The organism is Paenarthrobacter sp. 4246 (assembly GCF_040546855.1).
Classification (GTDB): Bacteria; Actinomycetota; Actinomycetes; order Actinomycetales; family Micrococcaceae; genus Arthrobacter.
Genome location: NZ_JBEPOP010000005.1, coordinates 14,002 through 29,551, shown reverse-complemented (window position 1 = coordinate 29,551; position 15,550 = coordinate 14,002). Strand labels below are relative to the sequence as shown.

15 protein-coding genes and 1 riboswitch are annotated in these 15,550 nt (G+C 63.2%); of the genes, 12 read left to right on the top strand and 3 right to left on the bottom strand.

The genetic code is table 11. The features are described 5' to 3' along the window. The first annotated feature begins 10 nt into the window (after nt 1-10). Nucleotides 11-1,216 (top strand): signal recognition particle-docking protein FtsY, encoded by a 1,206-nt coding sequence (ftsY, locus tag ABIE35_RS10535; RefSeq protein WP_354514736.1) that lies wholly within the window; start codon nt 11-13, stop codon nt 1,214-1,216. Between the two features lie 79 nt (nt 1,217-1,295). Here ftsY and ABIE35_RS10530 read toward each other — a convergent pair whose 3' ends face one another. Further along, entirely contained in the window at nt 1,296-2,516 is a 1,221-nt protein-coding gene (locus ABIE35_RS10530) for an MFS transporter (RefSeq protein WP_354514734.1), read from the bottom strand. 250 nt (nt 2,517-2,766) lie between these two features. On the opposite strand from ABIE35_RS10530, the gene ABIE35_RS10525 reads away from it, so the two are divergent. Both ABIE35_RS10525 and ABIE35_RS10520 read left to right on the top strand, forming a co-directional pair. Next, nucleotides 2,767-4,095 carry an ammonium transporter gene (locus tag ABIE35_RS10525; RefSeq protein ID WP_354514732.1) on the top strand — a complete coding sequence of 443 codons (1,329 nt, stop codon included), beginning with the start codon at nt 2,767-2,769 and terminating at the stop codon, nt 4,093-4,095. After that, nucleotides 4,092-4,430 carry a P-II family nitrogen regulator gene (locus ABIE35_RS10520; RefSeq protein WP_089595433.1) on the top strand — a complete coding sequence of 113 codons (339 nt, stop codon included), beginning with the start codon at nt 4,092-4,094 and terminating at the stop codon, nt 4,428-4,430. Before ABIE35_RS10525 ends, ABIE35_RS10520 begins: the two co-directional genes overlap by 4 nt. 80 nt (nt 4,431-4,510) lie before the next feature. Here the strand turns inward: ABIE35_RS10520 and ABIE35_RS10515 are convergent, their stop codons facing one another. Further along, the gene (locus ABIE35_RS10515) at nt 4,511-5,929 is read right to left on the bottom strand and encodes a glucose-6-phosphate dehydrogenase (protein WP_354514730.1); all 1,419 of its coding nucleotides are present in this window, start codon (nt 5,927-5,929) and stop codon (nt 4,511-4,513) included. Nucleotides 5,930-6,096: 167 nt separating this feature from the next. Between ABIE35_RS10515 and ffh the strand changes: the two genes are divergently transcribed. Then, on the top strand, nt 6,097-7,677 hold the full coding sequence (gene ffh, locus ABIE35_RS10510) for a signal recognition particle protein (RefSeq protein WP_354514728.1): 1,581 nt from the start codon (nt 6,097-6,099) through the stop codon (nt 7,675-7,677). A 64-nt stretch (nt 7,678-7,741) separates the two neighbouring features. Then, nucleotides 7,742-8,464, top strand: a complete 723-nt coding sequence (locus ABIE35_RS10505) for an alpha/beta fold hydrolase (RefSeq protein WP_354514726.1) — start codon at nt 7,742-7,744, stop codon at nt 8,462-8,464. Here ABIE35_RS10505 and thiC read toward each other — a convergent pair. Beyond that, on the bottom strand, nt 8,447-10,300 hold the full coding sequence (thiC, locus tag ABIE35_RS10500; protein ID WP_354514724.1) for a phosphomethylpyrimidine synthase ThiC: 1,854 nt from the start codon (nt 10,298-10,300) through the stop codon (nt 8,447-8,449). The two genes, ABIE35_RS10505 and thiC, sit on opposite strands and share 18 nt — an antisense overlap. Next, a riboswitch (TPP riboswitch) is annotated at nt 10,296-10,403 on the bottom strand. It overlaps the preceding gene by 5 nt. Nucleotides 10,404-10,499: 96 nt before the next feature. Between thiC and ABIE35_RS10495 the strand changes: the two genes are divergently transcribed. The 7 genes from ABIE35_RS10495 to trmD all read left to right on the top strand — a co-directional run bounded on the left by ABIE35_RS10495 (nt 10,500) and on the right by trmD (nt 15,489). Continuing rightward, nucleotides 10,500-11,582, top strand: a complete 1,083-nt coding sequence (locus ABIE35_RS10495) for an amidohydrolase family protein (RefSeq protein WP_354514722.1) — start codon at nt 10,500-10,502, stop codon at nt 11,580-11,582. 77 nt (nt 11,583-11,659) lie between these two features. Next, on the top strand, nt 11,660-12,532 hold the full coding sequence (locus ABIE35_RS10490) for a VOC family protein (RefSeq protein ID WP_354514720.1): 873 nt from the start codon (nt 11,660-11,662) through the stop codon (nt 12,530-12,532). A gap of 135 nt (nt 12,533-12,667) precedes the next feature. Then, nucleotides 12,668-13,105, top strand: coding sequence for a hypothetical protein (locus tag ABIE35_RS10485; protein ID WP_354514718.1), 438 nt, complete (start codon nt 12,668-12,670; stop codon nt 13,103-13,105). 235 nt (nt 13,106-13,340) lie between these two features. Then, entirely contained in the window at nt 13,341-13,760 is a 420-nt protein-coding gene (rpsP, locus tag ABIE35_RS10480) for a 30S ribosomal protein S16 (protein WP_017199647.1), read from the top strand. A gap of 1 nt (nt 13,761) precedes the next feature. After that, nucleotides 13,762-14,004, top strand: a complete 243-nt coding sequence (locus ABIE35_RS10475; protein ID WP_011775119.1) for an RNA-binding protein — start codon at nt 13,762-13,764, stop codon at nt 14,002-14,004. Between the two features lie 129 nt (nt 14,005-14,133). Then, nucleotides 14,134-14,688 carry a ribosome maturation factor RimM gene (rimM, locus tag ABIE35_RS10470; RefSeq protein ID WP_354514716.1) on the top strand — a complete coding sequence of 185 codons (555 nt, stop codon included), beginning with the start codon at nt 14,134-14,136 and terminating at the stop codon, nt 14,686-14,688. Further along, the gene (gene trmD / locus ABIE35_RS10465) at nt 14,689-15,489 is read left to right on the top strand and encodes a tRNA (guanosine(37)-N1)-methyltransferase TrmD (protein ID WP_354514714.1); all 801 of its coding nucleotides are present in this window, start codon (nt 14,689-14,691) and stop codon (nt 15,487-15,489) included. Nucleotides 15,490-15,550: the final 61 nt, after the last annotated feature.

Below are 15,550 nucleotides of genomic sequence, written 5' to 3'. Positions count from 1 at the left end.
AGGTAGGGGAGTGAACGATTTCCTACCCATAATTCTGTCCATTCTCGCTGCCCTCGTGGTGGTCGGCGGACTCGTGCCGGTACTCCTGAAGGCCCGGAAGTCCGGAGCGAAGTACCCCGGAACCCGGGATGCGAACGACCCCCTGCAGTCGCCGGCAGCGGGCGGCGGAACCTTGGTGGAAGGGCGCCCGGATGCGGTGAAAGCCCCGGCTCCCACCTTTGACGGAACTGTTGAGGGTGCGGATGTGCCCGATGATGCCGCCGGGCTCGAAACCATTGCCATCGACACCCCGGCGCCGGTTGAAGGCCGCCTGACCCGCCTGCGCGCCCGCTTGGTCAAGTCCAACAGCATCCTGGGCAAGGGCCTCTTGGCTCTGTTGTCTGGCGACAAGATCGACGAAAACGTGTGGGATGAGGTGGAGGAAACCCTCCTCCTGGCCGACCTCGGCACCGAACCCACCCTGCAGTTGGTTGATGCGTTGCGTGAGCGCGTCAAGGTACTGGGCACCCGCAGCCCCGAGGACGTCAAGGCGATGCTCCGCGAGGAACTCATCAAGCTGGTGGATCCCTCCATGGACCGGACCCTGAACGTCGAGCGCAAGGGTGACCGACCCGCCGTCGTGCTTGTTGTTGGTGTTAACGGCGTCGGCAAGACCACCACGGTGGGCAAGCTGGCGCGCGTCCTGGTTGCCGAAGACAAGGACGTCCTGCTGGGTGCCGCTGATACCTTCCGCGCAGCTGCCGCCGAGCAGTTGGCCACGTGGGGACAGCGTGTAGGCGTCCCTACGGTCAGGTCGGACATCGACGGCGCCGACCCCGCCTCGGTGGCTTACGAGGCCGTGAAAGCCGGCATCGACCAAGAGGTCGATGTCGTCATGGTGGATACCGCAGGACGACTGCAGAACAAGACCGGCCTGATGGACGAACTCGGCAAGGTCAAGCGCGTCATCGAGAAGCTGGCTGAAGTGGACGAGGTCCTGCTGGTACTGGACGCCACCACCGGGCAGAATGGCCTCAACCAGGCCCGCGTTTTCGCCGAGGTGGTCAATATCACCGGCATCGTGCTGACCAAGCTGGACGGAACCGCAAAGGGCGGGATCGTTGTGGCCATCCAGAAATCGCTGGGCGTGCCGGTCAAGCTCATTGGCTTGGGCGAAGGCCCCGACGACCTCGCACCGTTCGACGCCGAGAGCTTCGTGGACGCACTGCTCAACTAGCGCGGGTCCAAAGCCTCCGCACTCAACTGGCTGGCAGCATGGAACGCCCTGAGGACTCAGGGCACGCCGTGGCTGCCAGTCAGTTTTTGGGTTTAAGGGGTTCGCGGGCCAGCAACCAACCTGCTGCCGTGAGGATCAGAACGCCACCTGTGATGCCAAACGCCCAGCCATAGCCCAGCTGGTCGGCCAGCAGGCCCGCCACAACCGGTCCGATGATGGCACCCGTGTCCGCAGCCATTTGGAAGACCGCGAGCACCTTGCCCCCGGAGCGGCCCCTGCCAATGACATCAGCAACGGCGGCTTGTTGGGCCGGGCCCAACAGGCCGGATCCGAACCCAGCCACCGCAGAAGCGATAAGGAATCCGGTCAGGTCCGTGGTGAGACCGATAACGCCGGTGGCCGCGCCCGTGATGAGCAGTCCGGGGATCAGCAGGGGCTTCCGTCCCCAGGCATCGGCCAAACGCCCGGAAAAGGTCAATGCCAAGGCATTGCCCACGGCAAAGATGGCCAAAGCCCAGGCTGCCGTCTCAGGTTTGGACTGCAGGACAGCCACCGCGAACAGTGGAATGGTGGCCATGCGCACGCCGAACGTGACCCAGCCGTTACCGAAACTCGAGAACACCGCGGCACGGTAAGCGGAGTCGGAGAGGGCTTCCTTCAGGGTCATGGCCGGGGCTGGCTCAGCATCTTCTGCGGCGTTGCCCTCGCCGCTCAGCATGGTCCGGACCACCAGCGCCGCCACCAGGAGCGCTCCTGCGTACGCCAGGAATGGTACCCGGAGTCCGAAACCTGCCAGCAGACCACCTACAACGGGCCCCAGGACGCTGCCGATCAGGAAGGCTGAGGCATACGCACCGGAGACCCGCCCTCGCCGTTCAGGGGGTGCGAGGCGGATGAGCAGTCCCATCGCGGCCACGGTAAACATGACGGAGCCGGCTCCTCCGAGGCCACGGAAGATCAGCAGTTGCCAGTAATCCTGGGCAAACGCGCACGCCGCCGTGGACACGGCCACGATCAGCAGACCCGAGACGTAGACGTTCCGTTCTCCAAAGCGACCAATCAGGGCACCGCCTGCCGGAGCAAACACCAGCCGCATGAAGGCGAAGATGCTGACGATCACAGCGGCAGCCGTGGCGCCAACGTCGAATGTGGTGGCAAATTGCGGCAATACGGGCGCCACCAGCCCAAAGCCCAAAGCGATCAGGAAGGCTGCAGCCAACATCACCTTAATATCGCGGGGCAACGGGGCTTTCTCCTGCCGGATCCTTGGAGCTTTCACGGATCTGGGCGACTCGGTCATACGGGGTGGTCCTTCAAGGTGATGTGGGGCCGGATGGTTAAAAACTGGGGATTTCCAGAGAAGTCCGACGCCTGAAACATATCCGTAACACCGGAGATATGCACCATTTACGTTGGGGAGGTTGTTGTAACCAGCGCGCAATATAAAACCCGAGCAGGTGAAACACGGCGGCACAAAACTCTTAAGCAGGACGCAAACGGCGTCAGGACAGCGGTTGAACCGCAGATCTAGCAAGAGAGGAACGTGCACCATGGAACTTACCGCAGGTCACGTATGGGTCATGGTGGCGGCGGCGCTTGTGCTGTTCATGACACCTGGTCTGGCATTTTTCTACGGCGGCATGACACGTGCCAAGGCAGCCTTGAACATGATGATGATGAGCTTCATCTCCATCGGCATCGTGGGCGTCGTCTGGGTGCTGTGGGGCGCATCAATGAGCTCCGGCGATGGCTTCATGGAGATCGTGGGCAACCCGTTTGCCACCTTCGGCCTCGAAGGCATCGATACCCCTGATGGGCTCATCAAGGTAGGCTACGCAGCCACCTTCGCCATCATCACCGTTGCACTGATCAGCGGCGCGATCGCTGACCGCGCCAAGTTCGGCGCCTGGAGCATCTTCGTTCCGGTATGGGTGACCCTGGTCTACTGCCCGCTGGCCTACATGGTCTGGGGTGGCGGCCTGTTCGGTCCCGAAGGCGCCATCGGCAAGGCCCTCGGCCCGGCCATCGACTTCGCCGGCGGCACCGTGGTGCACATCAACGCCGGTGTGGCGGCACTCGTCCTGGTCCTCATCATCGGCAACCGCCGTGGCTTCGGCAAGGACCCGAACCACCGCCCGCACAACATCCCGTTCGTCATGCTCGGCGCAGCGATCCTCTGGTTCGGCTGGTTCGGCTTCAACGGCGGTGCAGCAACAACAGCAGAGCAGGGCGGCTTGATCTGGATCAATACTCTGGCAGCTCCTGCAGCGGCCATGATCGGCTGGCTCATCACCGAGCGAATCCGTGACGGTCACCCGACGTCGCTGGGCGCAGCATCCGGTGTGGTCGCCGGCCTCGTAGCCATCACCCCGGCCTGTGCCAACGTCAGCCCGGTCGGGGCCCTTGGGCTTGGCGTGGTTGCCGGTGTGGCTTCCGCCCTGGCCGTTGGCCTCAAGTTCCGCTGGGGCTTCGATGACTCCCTGGATGTTGTGGGCGTCCACCTTGTCTCCGGCATCATCGGCACCGTGGCGCTGGGCTTCATCGCCCTTCCCACCGACGGCGTGGGTGGCGGCCTCTTCTACGGCGGCGGCATGACCCAGATGTGGGCCCAGCTCGCAGCGGCCGGCATCGCCATCGCGTTCTCGGCCATCATGACGGCCATCATCGCCTTCGCCATCCACAAGACCATGGGCTTCAGGGTTTCCACGGAACAGGAGAACGTTGGCGTCGACCTCAGCCTCCACGCTGAGACGGCCTACGAATTCGGAGTCAACGGCCACGGCGGCAGCTTCCAGCCACTGCACAACGCCATGACTGGAAAGTCGGAAACCGCCGCGGCCAAGACCCCCGCAGAAGGCAAGGAGAGTGTCCAGGCATGAAGCTCATTACAGCGATCGTCCGTCCCGAAAAGCTTGAAGCAGTCCGGGAAGGCCTCGAATCATACGGGGTCCAGGGCCTGACGGTCAGCGCGGCCAGCGGCTACGGCCGCCAGCGCGGCTACACCGAGGTGTATCGCGGAGCCGAGTACAACGTGGATTTGCTGCCGAAGATCCGCATTGAGGTCCTCGCCACGGATGAGCAGGCCGACGACATCTTGGATGTCCTCATCGCCAGCTCCAACACCGGACGCGCCGGTGACGGCAAGGTGTGGACCGTGGATGTCTACGAAGCAGTCCGGGTCAGGACCGGAGAGCGCGGCTCGGCCGCAATCTGAGTCCTTCACCCAAAAGCGGGCCGGGTACCAGTCAAGGTACCCGGCCCGCTTTCGCGTTGAGGACGCGAGGCGGGTGGTCTTTAGTCCGCTGCCTGTCTTGAGTACACGACGCCGGTGGGCCAGTCCGCCGGCCCCGCGCTGCCGGCGTCGTACTCTTCCAAGGGGACGTCGCCGCTCTCCCAGGCGCGCAGCACCGGCTCGATGATCCGCCAGCAGTCCTCGGCCGTATCGCCGCGGACGGACAGGAGGGGATCGCCGCTGATGATGCCTTCCAGCACCTCTCCATAGGGCAGCATGCCGGCAGCGCTGAGCTGGGTCACCAGGCTGGCGCGGTCCAGGGTGAAGATGTCGCCGGGGCCGTTCACATCGACGTCAAGCTGGAGCACGTCCGGACCGAAGCCGATACGCAACTGGTTGGGGGAGTCCACGCCGGAGAAACCTTTGGGGAGGTGGGGGACCGGGCGGAAGGTGATGACGGCTTCCTTGCGCCGGTGTCCCATGGCCTTGCCGGAGCGCAGGATGAACGGAACCCCTTTCCAGCGCCAGTTGTCGATGTCCACCCGGACCTCGGCAAGGGTCTCGGTATTGCGGGCAGGATCAACCCCGTCTTCCGCTGCGTAGTCCGGTACCGTCCGTTCCCCGAGGGTTCCTGCGGTGTACCGTGCTCTCCGTGTGGATTCCTTGAACGGCGCCTTGATGCTGCTGGCACGCAGAACGGTTGCCACGGCGTCGCGCAGGTCCCGTTCCTCGATGGTTGCCGGCGCATCGATCGCCAGGAAAGCCATGATGTGCAGGAGGTGGCTCTGGATCATGTCCCGGAGCGCCCCGGCAGTGTCGTAGTAGCGGGCGCGTCCTTCGAGGGCCAAATCCTCGTCAAAGACAATCTCCACTTTTTCAATATGTTCGCGGTTCCACACGGGCTCCAGGAACCGGTTGGCGAATCGAAGACCGAGGATGTTCAACACCGTGGCTTTGCCCAGGAAGTGGTCAACGCGGTGGATGTGGTCTTCGGGGACCAGGGCTGCGAGCGTCTTGTTCAGCTCGTGGGCGGATTCGGTGCCTGAGCCGAAGGGCTTCTCCATCACCAGGCGGGTCCCCGCAGGGACTTGATCGCTGTGGAGTACCTCGCAGGCCTTCTGGCTGACGTGGGGAGGCAGAGCGAAATAGATGGCGACGGGTCCCTGCAATGTGGCCAGGAGGTCTGCCAGGGGACCGTCCGCTGTGACATCCAGCTGATGGTACTCGGTGGTGCCAGCGACTGTTGCCAGTGCCGCGCGGCCGGCATCATCAGCCGTGCCCGAGGCCGTGCTGAACGCGCCCGCAACCCGCTCCCGCCACTGTTCCGGAGACCAGGGGTCCGAGCCCGCACCTACCAGCCGTAATCCGGGAACCCTGCCGGAGGCCAGCAGTCCGGCAAGTCCTGGCAGCAGGAGCCTTCCTGTCAGGTCCCCGGACGCGCCGAGGATGAGCAACGTTTTTACAGTTGTTTTACTGGTCACTGTGCCAGCATGCCATCTTGCAGGTGCGACTTGGTACCCTAGATAGTCGAGTCCCCTAGTCGATTCAGATTTGTTGGGTTGAGACATGTTTGCTGGGGGCAATCGTCAAGACTCTGGTGTGCCGCATTGGCCGCCATTCGCAGACCATCGAAAGAAGTGCACGGCGCGTGTTCAATTCACTCTCTGACCGGTTGACAGCAACCTTCAAGAACCTTCGTGGCAAGGGCCGCCTCACCGAGGCTGATGTTGATGCCACAGTCCGGGAGATCCGCCGCGCCCTGCTGGACGCGGATGTTGCAGTATCAGTGGTCCGTGAGTTCACCGGCCGCGTGCGCGAACGTGCCTTGGGTGCCGAGGTTTCGGGTGCGTTGAACCCGAGCCAGCAGATCGTCAAGATCGTCAACGAGGAACTCGTCGAGATCCTCGGTGGCGAGACACGCCGGATCCGCCTGGCCAAGACCGGCCCCACCATCATCATGCTCGCCGGTCTCCAGGGTGCAGGTAAGACGACCCTCGCCGGCAAGTTGTCCAAGTGGCTTAAGGCTCAGGGTCACAGCCCCATGCTGGTTGCTTGCGATCTTCAGCGCCCCAACGCCGTCACGCAGCTCCAGGTGGTGGGCCAGCGCGCCGGCGTCCCGGTGTTCGCTCCGCACCCTGGTGCCACCTCCGAGCTCGAGCACCCTGCAGGCGACCCCGTAGCCGTAGCGAAGGCAGGCGTCGAGGAAGCGCGCCAGAAGCTCCACGACGTCGTGATTGTCGATACCGCGGGCCGTCTTGGTGTCGACGCCGAGATGATGGACCAGGCCCGCCGGATCCGTCAGGCCATCATCCCCAACGAAGTCCTCTTCGTGATCGATTCCATGATCGGCCAGGACGCCGTCAACACGGCAATGGCCTTTGATGAAGGCGTCAACTTCACGGGCATCGTGCTGTCCAAGCTCGACGGCGACGCCCGCGGTGGTGCCGCCCTGTCGGTTGCGTCAGTGACCGGCAAGCCGGTGATGTTCGCCTCCACCGGTGAAGGCCTGGACGACTTTGAACTCTTCCACCCGGACCGTATGGCTTCCCGCATCCTGGACATGGGTGACGTCCTTACCCTGATCGAACAGGCTGAGAAGGCCTGGGACAAGGACGAAGCTGCCCGGATGGCGAAGAAGTTCGCCGACCAGGAAGACTTCACCCTGGACGACTTCCTTGCCCAGATGCAGCAGATCCGCAACATGGGCTCCATGAAGAAGATGCTCATGATGATGCCGGGTGCTCAGAACATCCGTCAGCAGCTGGAGAACTTCGATGAGAAGGAGATCGACCGCGTCGAAGCAATCGTCCGGTCCATGACGCCGCACGAACGCGTCGCTCCCAAGATCATCAACGGCTCACGGCGCGCCCGTATCGCCAAGGGTTCGGGTGTCCACGTGTCCGAGGTCAATGGCCTGCTGGAGCGCTTTGCCCAGGCCCAGAAGATGATGAAGAAACTTGCCCAGGGTGGCGGCATGCCGGGGATGCCCGGGATGCCTGGCCTTGGTGGCCCCGGCGGAGGCCGCAAGGGCGGCAAGAACGCGCCCAAGAAGAAGGCCCGTTCAGGCAACCCTGCCAAAGCGGCTCAGGAGCTGCGCGATGCCGAAGCCAAGCGGGCGAACGCAGCCTCGGCTGCACCGTCGGGTGCGGCTTTCGGCCAAGGAGCGGCAGACTTCGATCCCTCATCGCTCAACCTTCCCAAGGGCTTCGACAAATTCCTCGGCAAGTAGCCCGTGGCTGACATCCCAACCGCGTTGCAGTTGGGATGTCAGGGCCGTGGAATAGGCTGAACCAATGCATAAGCAGCGCGTAGTCTTCGTTCACGGCCTGGGCAGCTTCGGTGCTGCTGCATGGCCGAAACAGCACGGCATGGCCCTCGCTTATGACGCGCTCTTCCTGCGCCGGCATGGCTTTGACGCCGCAGCCGAGCCCGTGGGATCGAGCGTTTCCGCGGACGTTGCCATCGTCCTCAATGCCTTGGCGGATACGGGTGGTGGCCACGTCGTTGCGCACGAGCAAGGTGCCATCTCCGCCATGCTTGCTGCCATCGAACGTCCGGACCTGGTGCACTCGCTGAGCCTGGTTGAGCCGGCTTGTTTATCCCTGACAGCCGAGCTTCCAGCCACAGCCTCCCACCGTGCCCTGATGGAACCCCTGTTCGATGTACGGAGCCAGCTCAACGACGCCGACTATCAACGTGAGTACTACCGCCGGGCGTTTTCTGCCGAAACGGGGGGATTGGATACTCCCGAAGCGCGGCGTTCCGCCCGCAGGCTCAGGCTCCAGGCCCCGCCATGGGAGGCTCCGCTACACATCGTGCCCGGCGTCCCCACATTGGTCCTCACCGGTGGGTGGGAACCCCTGTACGAGGAAATCGCCGGATACCTCCAGGAAACCGGAGCCCTCCGCCGTGTTGCTGCGGGAGGACACCGGCCCCAGGATTCAGTGGACGGCGATCACATCATCCGCTCATTTGTTGGCGACGTTGGACGGGCCATGTCAGTTCAGGCTTCCTGAGCCGGCCTCAAGCGGGCTTGGGCTGCCGGGTACCTGAAGTTCCGGTAAATAGACCTTTCCGCCCGATGCCAGGAATTCCTGGCTTTTTCCGCGCATGCCGCTGTACATTTCTGCGATGGCGGTCTGCGCCTCTTCCGATCCGTATTCGTCACGGATGTCCTGGCTGATGCGCATCGAACAGAACTTGGGGCCGCACATGGAACAGAAATGGGCGGTCTTGGCCGGTTCTGCCGGCAGCGTTTCGTCGTGGAAGGCTTCTGCCGTGACGGGGTCCAAGGAGAGGGCAAACTGGTCCCGCCAACGGAACTCGAACCTGGCCTTGGACAAGGCGTCGTCCCGCTCGTGGGCCCCGGGGTGACCCTTGGCGAGGTCGGCGGCGTGTGCTGCGATCTTGTACGTGATGACACCTGTTTTGACGTCGTCCTTATTGGGAAGGCCCAAATGTTCCTTGGGGGTCACGTAGCAGAGCATGGCGGTGCCGTACCTGGCGATCTCGGTTGCGCCGATGGCTGAGGTGATGTGGTCATAGCCGGGAGCGACATCGGTGACCAAAGGTCCCAGGGTATAGAAAGGGGCCCCCTTGCACAGTTCCTGCTGGCGCTCCACATTTTCGCGGACCAGATGGAACGGCACGTGGCCAGGTCCTTCCACCATTACCTGCACATCGAACTCCCATGCCCGCTGTGTCAGCTCGGCGAGGGTATCCAATTCGGCGAACTGGGCGGGGTCGTTGGCATCGGCGGTTGCACCCGGGCGCAGGCCGTCGCCCAGGGAGAACGCGACGTCATACTGGGCGAAGATTTCGCAGAGCTCATCAAAGTGCGTGTAGAGGAAGTTCTCCTGGTGGTGCGCCAGGCACCAGCCCGCCATGATCGACCCGCCACGGGAGACGATTCCCGTGACCCGGTTGGCAGTCAACGGCACATAGCGCAGGAGCACGCCGGCGTGGATGGTCATGTAGTCCACGCCCTGCTCGCATTGCTCGATCACGGTGTCCCGGAAGATTTCCCACGTCAGCTTGTTGGCCTCGCCATTGACTTTCTCCAGAGCCTGGTAGATGGGGACCGTCCCGATGGGGACCGGGGAGTTGCGGATGATCCACTCCCGGGTGGTGTGGATGTCGTCCCCAGTGGAGAGATCCATGACGGTATCGGCGCCCCATTGAGTTGCCCACTGCAGTTTGTCCACCTCCTCCGCGATGGAGCTCGTCACGGCTGAGTTGCCGATGTTGGCGTTGATCTTCACCAGGAAGGCCTTGCCGATGATCATCGGCTCTGACTCGGGGTGGTTGATGTTGTTCGGAATGATCGCCCGTCCTGCCGCAACTTCGCTGCGGACCAGCTCAACGTCGCAGTTCTCCCGCAACGCGACGAACTGCATCTCGGGAGTCACCATGCCCCGCTTGGCATAGTGCATCTGTGTGACGGTTTTACCTTCGACGGCGCGGCGTGGCACTGGTTGAGTGCCCTTCCACTCCGCTGATGCTTCTCCGCGCCGAACCGCTGACTTGCCGTCGTCCAGCAGGTTTCGTTCCCGCCCGCGGTAAGCCTCCGTGTCACCGCGGGCGTCGATCCATGGAGCGCGGAATGGCTCGAGCCCCACAACGGGATCGCTGCCGGGACCCGCCGTGCGGTACACCTGGAACGGCGGGTTGGCCTTGCCGTTGGGAGACGGCTCCAAGGCGATCTCCGTGACGGGCACCCGGATCCCGTGGTCAGGGTCCTCGAGGTAGGCCAGTGAATGGGATTTCAGCGATTGGGTCACGGTTTCCGGCGTCTTTGCACCGGAGTCGGACCCGTTTTGGGCAGGGCTGTGCTGTGTTTTGGTGGTGCTCAAAGGATTACTCACTTCCTTCGCCGGCATTACCCGGACAGGTTCAACGGTCGCAGACTGCATCAGTCCGATCTCAGCCCCTGCAGGGGCCCCCGTGTGGTCGTAGACGAAGCTACCACAGCTCCCCAGGGGCTCCCAGTCACATGGAGTCCGGGGTTGCCGCGCCCTGAACTTCCCAGGACCTGCAGACTAGGCTTTTTCCATGGCCAAGATCATCGAATTCACCGGACCCGTGCTCGCGTCACGGAACGACCAGCGCCATGGGATGTGGTCCGTGGATGGCACCTTGACCTTTGTGCGCCCCACGACGGCGCCGGACCGTGTACTTGATGGCTGGGTCCTCCCGGGTTTCGTTGATGCCCACTGCCACATCGGTTTGGGTGTGGGCGGCGCTGTTGACTCGCGGACCACTCTCGCGCAGGCGCACGCTGACCTCGACGCCGGGACTCTGCTGATCCGGGACGCCGGATCACCCAGCGACACACGTTGGGTCCAGCAACGCGCAGACGTGCCCCGGCTGATCCGGGCCGGAAGGCATATTGCCAGGAGCCGGCGGTACCTCCGCGGTTTGGGGCATGGAATCGAACCTGGGCAACTTGTTGAGACCGTCCGGAAGGAAGCCCGGGATGGAGACGGGTGGGTCAAGTTGGTGGGAGATTGGATCGACCGTGGCGTGGGTGACCTCGCTGCCTCTTTCCCCGCGAGAATCGTCAAGGACGCCATCTCTGCCGCCCACGATGAAGGTGCCCGGGTGACGGCCCACTGCTTTGCCGAAGACACAGTGGACGACATGCTGGATGCCAATATCGACTGCATCGAACATGCCACGGGCCTGCTGCCACGACACATTCCGCGTTTGGTGGAGCAGTCCGTGCCGATCGTTCCCACCTTGGTCAACATCGCTACTTTCCCGGACATTGCTGCCCAGGCTGCCCCAAAGTTTCCTGACTATGCGGAGCACATGGTGCGGCTTTGGCTGCGCCGGCGCGAGCGAGTGCTGGAGGCCTTTGAGGCCGGTGTGGCCATTTATGCCGGCACGGACGCCGGCAGCGTGATCAAGCACGGCAGGATCGCCGATGAAATGAAGGAACTGCACGACGCCGGCCTGCCGCCGGCCGCGGTCCTGGACGCCGCGGCGTGGCGTGCCCGGGAGTGGCTGGGAGCCGAAGGCATCAGCGAAGGGGCGAGTGCCGACGTCGTGCTGTGTTCCGAGGACCCCCGGATCCAACTGGAGACTGTTTCCAACCTCAAGCACATCGTTCTGCGCGGTTCAGTGGTCCGTTAGGAATAAATTGAAGCTTCAAGTAATTTAGAAAAGTAGAAAGGTGCTGATGAGCGGTACCTCGAACTCGGGAGCTTCACATGACCACACCACTTAGCCAGGATCTTCTGCCTGCCGAACTGACCATGGGCACCGTCATGCTCAAGGTTGGCGACATGACGGTCATGAGCGACTACTACCAGCGAGCCCTTGGCCTTGACGTCGTGGCGGAGCAGGATGGCGGGCTTTACCTGGGGCGGGTCGGGAAGCCCGTGGTGCATCTTGCCCCGGCCTCCGGGCTCCAGATTCCAGGACGCGGGGAGGCCGGCCTGTTCCATACGGCCATTCTGTTCCACGACCAGCCTTCATTGGCTGCCACCATTGCTACCGCCGCCGAGTACGAGCCCCGCGCGTTTGCGGGCAGTGCTGACCATCTGGTCAGCGAAGCATTTTATTTTACCGATCCCGAAGGCAATGGCATTGAGCTCTACTACGACAAGCCGCGTGAACTCTGGCAATGGGACGGCAAGAATGTGGTGATGGACAATGTTGCCTTGCCTCCGCAGCGATTCCTCCAGCAGCACCTGAGCGAAGCTGCGGTGACCGGGCAGCGCGAGGCGGCGGCCGGAATCGGACACGTCCACCTGCAAGTGGGTGACGTCGCAACTGCCCACCACTTCTACGTCGAAACCCTGGGCTTCGAGCGGACCGCGGGCTGGCATGGCCAGGCGTTGTTCGTTTCCGCCGGCGGCTACCACCATCACATGGCCATGAACGTGTGGAACAGCCGTGGCGCCGGGCCCCGCAAGGACACGCTGGGGCTGGGAGAAGTGCTCATTGAGGTCCCCGACGCCGACGACGTGGCAGCGCTGGCGGATCGCTTGACGATCGCAGGGGTGCAGAACCACCACACTGGCGCCGAACTACAGTTCGAGGATCCATGGCGGAACAAACTGCGGGTCGCCGTCCGCTAAGCAGCGCTAGTCCTGCTGCGGTGGCACACTCCTGCTGCGCCGCCCACTCCTGCACTAGGCTGGGCAGTGACGGCACGGATCCAATCGGGTTTTGTGCCGCCGCCCCGTCAGCACGAAGGAATGAGAGTACTTTCCATGGGCTTTGCCGAAATTTTTGTAGCCACCCACGATGAAGCACTCAAGAGGGCGGCTGCCCTGGACAAGGGCGCGGATGTCACCGGCCCCGCCGTCAGGATTGACGGCATCACCGATTTCGAAGTGGAGCAGTTGGGTGACCTTGCCGGCCAGGCGGTCCACGCAGCCGGTGCTGACTACGAACTTGCCCTGGTTGATGTCACCAGTGATGCACTCCTGGGTGTCCCCGAAGCCATGGTGAGGGCACTGGCCGAGCTGTTGACGTACGAGAGCGAAGGCGAGGCAAACGTCCTCGATGACGTTGCCGCCGCCTGGGCTGCGCAGGACGACATGCCCTTCGATGCCGCCCAATCCCGCCAGTACGTCCAGCAGTTGGCTGCCTTGGCAACCGACGTTGAAAAGGTGGAGCGCTCCGGACTCTACGTCTGGTCCGAATAGCACCCCCGCCCGGTTGTGGGCGCACCTTGCAGCCGCGCGGGTGACCAACAACACACGGGCCTACGTGGCGTAAGTCGTATTTACTTCGGGCATCTGGCACAATAGACAGGTACTCGATCGGTGCGGCCCCTCTCTCCGTGCTCGTATCTTGTCCTTCGAACCGTCCAGTATGGCCCGCCCCACGGGTGCAGAACGTCGGGTTCACCTCGTTTCAGAAACAGGAGTGACCACAAAAGTGGCCGTAAAGATTCGCCTTAAGCGCTTCGGTAAGATGCGCGCACCGTACTACCGCATTGTCGTCATGGATGCCCGCGCCAAGCGCGATGGCCGTGCCATTGAAGAAATCGGCAAGTACCACCCCACCGAAGAGCCGTCGTACATCGAGGTCGCTTCCGAGCGCGCCCAGTACTGGCTTTCCGTTGGCGCCCAGCCGACCGAGCAGGTTGCTGCGATCCTCAAGATCACCGGTGACTGGCAGAAGTTCAAGGGCCTCCCGGGCCAGGAAGGCACCCTGAAGACCAAAGCTCCGAAGGAAGCCTTCGTAGCACCGGAGAAGGGTTCCGTCATCATTCCGGAAGCCATCACCAAGAAGGCCAAGAAGGACGAAGCTGAAGCTCCGGCCGAGGCTGAAGCAGAGACCACCGAGGCTGAGTAAGTTGCTGGCAGAAGCGCTCGAGCACTTGGTCCGTGGGATCGTTGACAGCCCTGAGGATGTCAAGGTCAGTGCCAAGAACAACCGCCGCGGGGAATCCCTTGAGGTGCGCGTTCACCAGGAGGACCTCGGACGGGTGATCGGCCGTCAAGGACGCACCGCACGCGCATTGCGCACAGTGGTTGCAGCTTTGGCAGGTGGCGAGCAGGTCAGGGTCGACGTCGTCGATACCGACCGCCGCCGGTAACGCGCTCAGCACTGCTTGTCTTAGGTCCGGCCCCTTCACCGAATATGGTGGAGGGGCCGGATTGCTTTATCCACCATTTCATCACCGTGGCTGCCCGGCGGCGCGGTACACAAGAATTCAGAGGAACCCATGCAGCTCCAGGTGGCCCGGATCGGCAAACCCCATGGCATCCGCGGCGAGGTGACCGTCCAGGTGCTCACCGACGCTCCTTCCGAGCGATTCGTCGCAGGAACCGAGTTCATTGTGGAACCGGCATCGGCTGGCCCGTTGACCATCCGCAGTGCCCGGTGGAACAAGGACATCCTGCTGCTGGGCTTCGACGAGATCGCCGACCGCAACGAAGCGGAAGTCATCCGCGGTGCGAAGCTCTTCATCGAGACCGAAGAGCTTGGCGACGAAGACGACGACGAAGGCTGGTACGAGCACGAGCTGGTTGGCCTCGAGGCCCGTGTTGGTTCGCAGGTAGTTGGCAAGGTGGCCGCCCTCAACACCATGCCCGTCCAGGACCTGCTGATGGTCAAGATGGACGACGGCAAGGAAATCCTGGTTCCCTTCGTCGAGGAGATCGTTCCCGAGGTCAATGTTGAGGACGGGTACATCCTGATCACACCACCCGCCGGCCTCTTTGAAGTCAACGACGACTCATCCGAGGAGCCCAAGGACGGCGCGGGGGATGAAGCCTGAATGAGGATTGACGTTGTCAGCATCTTCCCGGAGTACCTTGCACCGTTGGAGCTCTCACTCATAGGTAAAGCCCGCCAGGACGGCCTGCTGGAACTCAACGTCCACGATTTGCGCGCGTTCACCACGGACAAGCACAGAACTGTGGACGATACACCCTATGGTGGTGGCGCCGGGATGGTGATGAAGCCGGAACCGTGGGCGCAGGCCCTCGAGTCGGTGGCCGGTGACCGCGAAGGCTCCAAGCCGGTACTTATTGTTCCGTCGCCGGCAGGGGAGCGGTTCAACCAGGCCCTCGCCTATGAGCTCGCCGAGGAAGAGCAGCTTGTCTTCGCCTGTGGGCGGTATGAAGGCATTGACGAACGCGTCATCGACTGGGCGCAGGACCACTTCACTGTCCGGCCCGTCAGCCTCGGTGATTACGTTCTCAACGGCGGCGAAGTTGCCGTGCTGGCCATGGTCGAGGCCATCGGCCGGCTCCTTCCCGGCGTGGTGGGAAACCCTGAATCCCTGGTGGAAGAGTCCCATTCGGACGGCCTCCTGGAGTACCCCGTCTACACCAAGCCGTCCGCGTGGCGCGACCATGACGTCCCTGCTGTCCTACTGAGCGGCAACCACGGAAAGATCGCCCAATGGCGACGCCACGAGCAGTTCCGGCGGACCGCAGAGCGCCGTCCGGACCTTTTGGAGACGTTCGACGCCGGTGCGTTGAGCCGCGCGGACCGCAACGCCCTCGCTGACCTTGGGTACGACGTCGTCGACGGGCGCCTTCGCTCCCGGCCCGGTGGCGACGCCGCAATCTGAGGTCCGCTGCCGCCGTCGAACGTTCAACAGTCCTGACAGTTGGCCCGATGGCAGCGCATAT

Excerpts from the sequence above, each read along its gene's own strand:
- ABIE35_RS10530 (WP_354514734.1), bottom strand. The coding sequence starts at position 2,516 with ATGACCGAGTCGCCCAGATCCGTGAAAGCTCCAAGGATCCGGCAGGAG.
- ABIE35_RS10525 (WP_354514732.1), top strand. The coding sequence starts at position 2,767 with ATGGAACTTACCGCAGGTCACGTATGGGTCATGGTGGCGGCGGCGCTT.
- ABIE35_RS10520 (WP_089595433.1), top strand. The coding sequence starts at position 4,092 with ATGAAGCTCATTACAGCGATCGTCCGTCCCGAAAAGCTTGAAGCAGTC.
- ABIE35_RS10505 (WP_354514726.1), top strand. The coding sequence starts at position 7,742 with ATGCATAAGCAGCGCGTAGTCTTCGTTCACGGCCTGGGCAGCTTCGGT.
- ABIE35_RS10495 (WP_354514722.1), top strand. The coding sequence starts at position 10,500 with ATGGCCAAGATCATCGAATTCACCGGACCCGTGCTCGCGTCACGGAAC.
- ABIE35_RS10490 (WP_354514720.1), top strand. The coding sequence starts at position 11,660 with ATGACCACACCACTTAGCCAGGATCTTCTGCCTGCCGAACTGACCATG.
- ABIE35_RS10485 (WP_354514718.1), top strand. The coding sequence starts at position 12,668 with ATGGGCTTTGCCGAAATTTTTGTAGCCACCCACGATGAAGCACTCAAG.
- rimM (WP_354514716.1), top strand. The coding sequence starts at position 14,134 with ATGCAGCTCCAGGTGGCCCGGATCGGCAAACCCCATGGCATCCGCGGC.
- trmD (WP_354514714.1), top strand. The coding sequence starts at position 14,689 with ATGAGGATTGACGTTGTCAGCATCTTCCCGGAGTACCTTGCACCGTTG.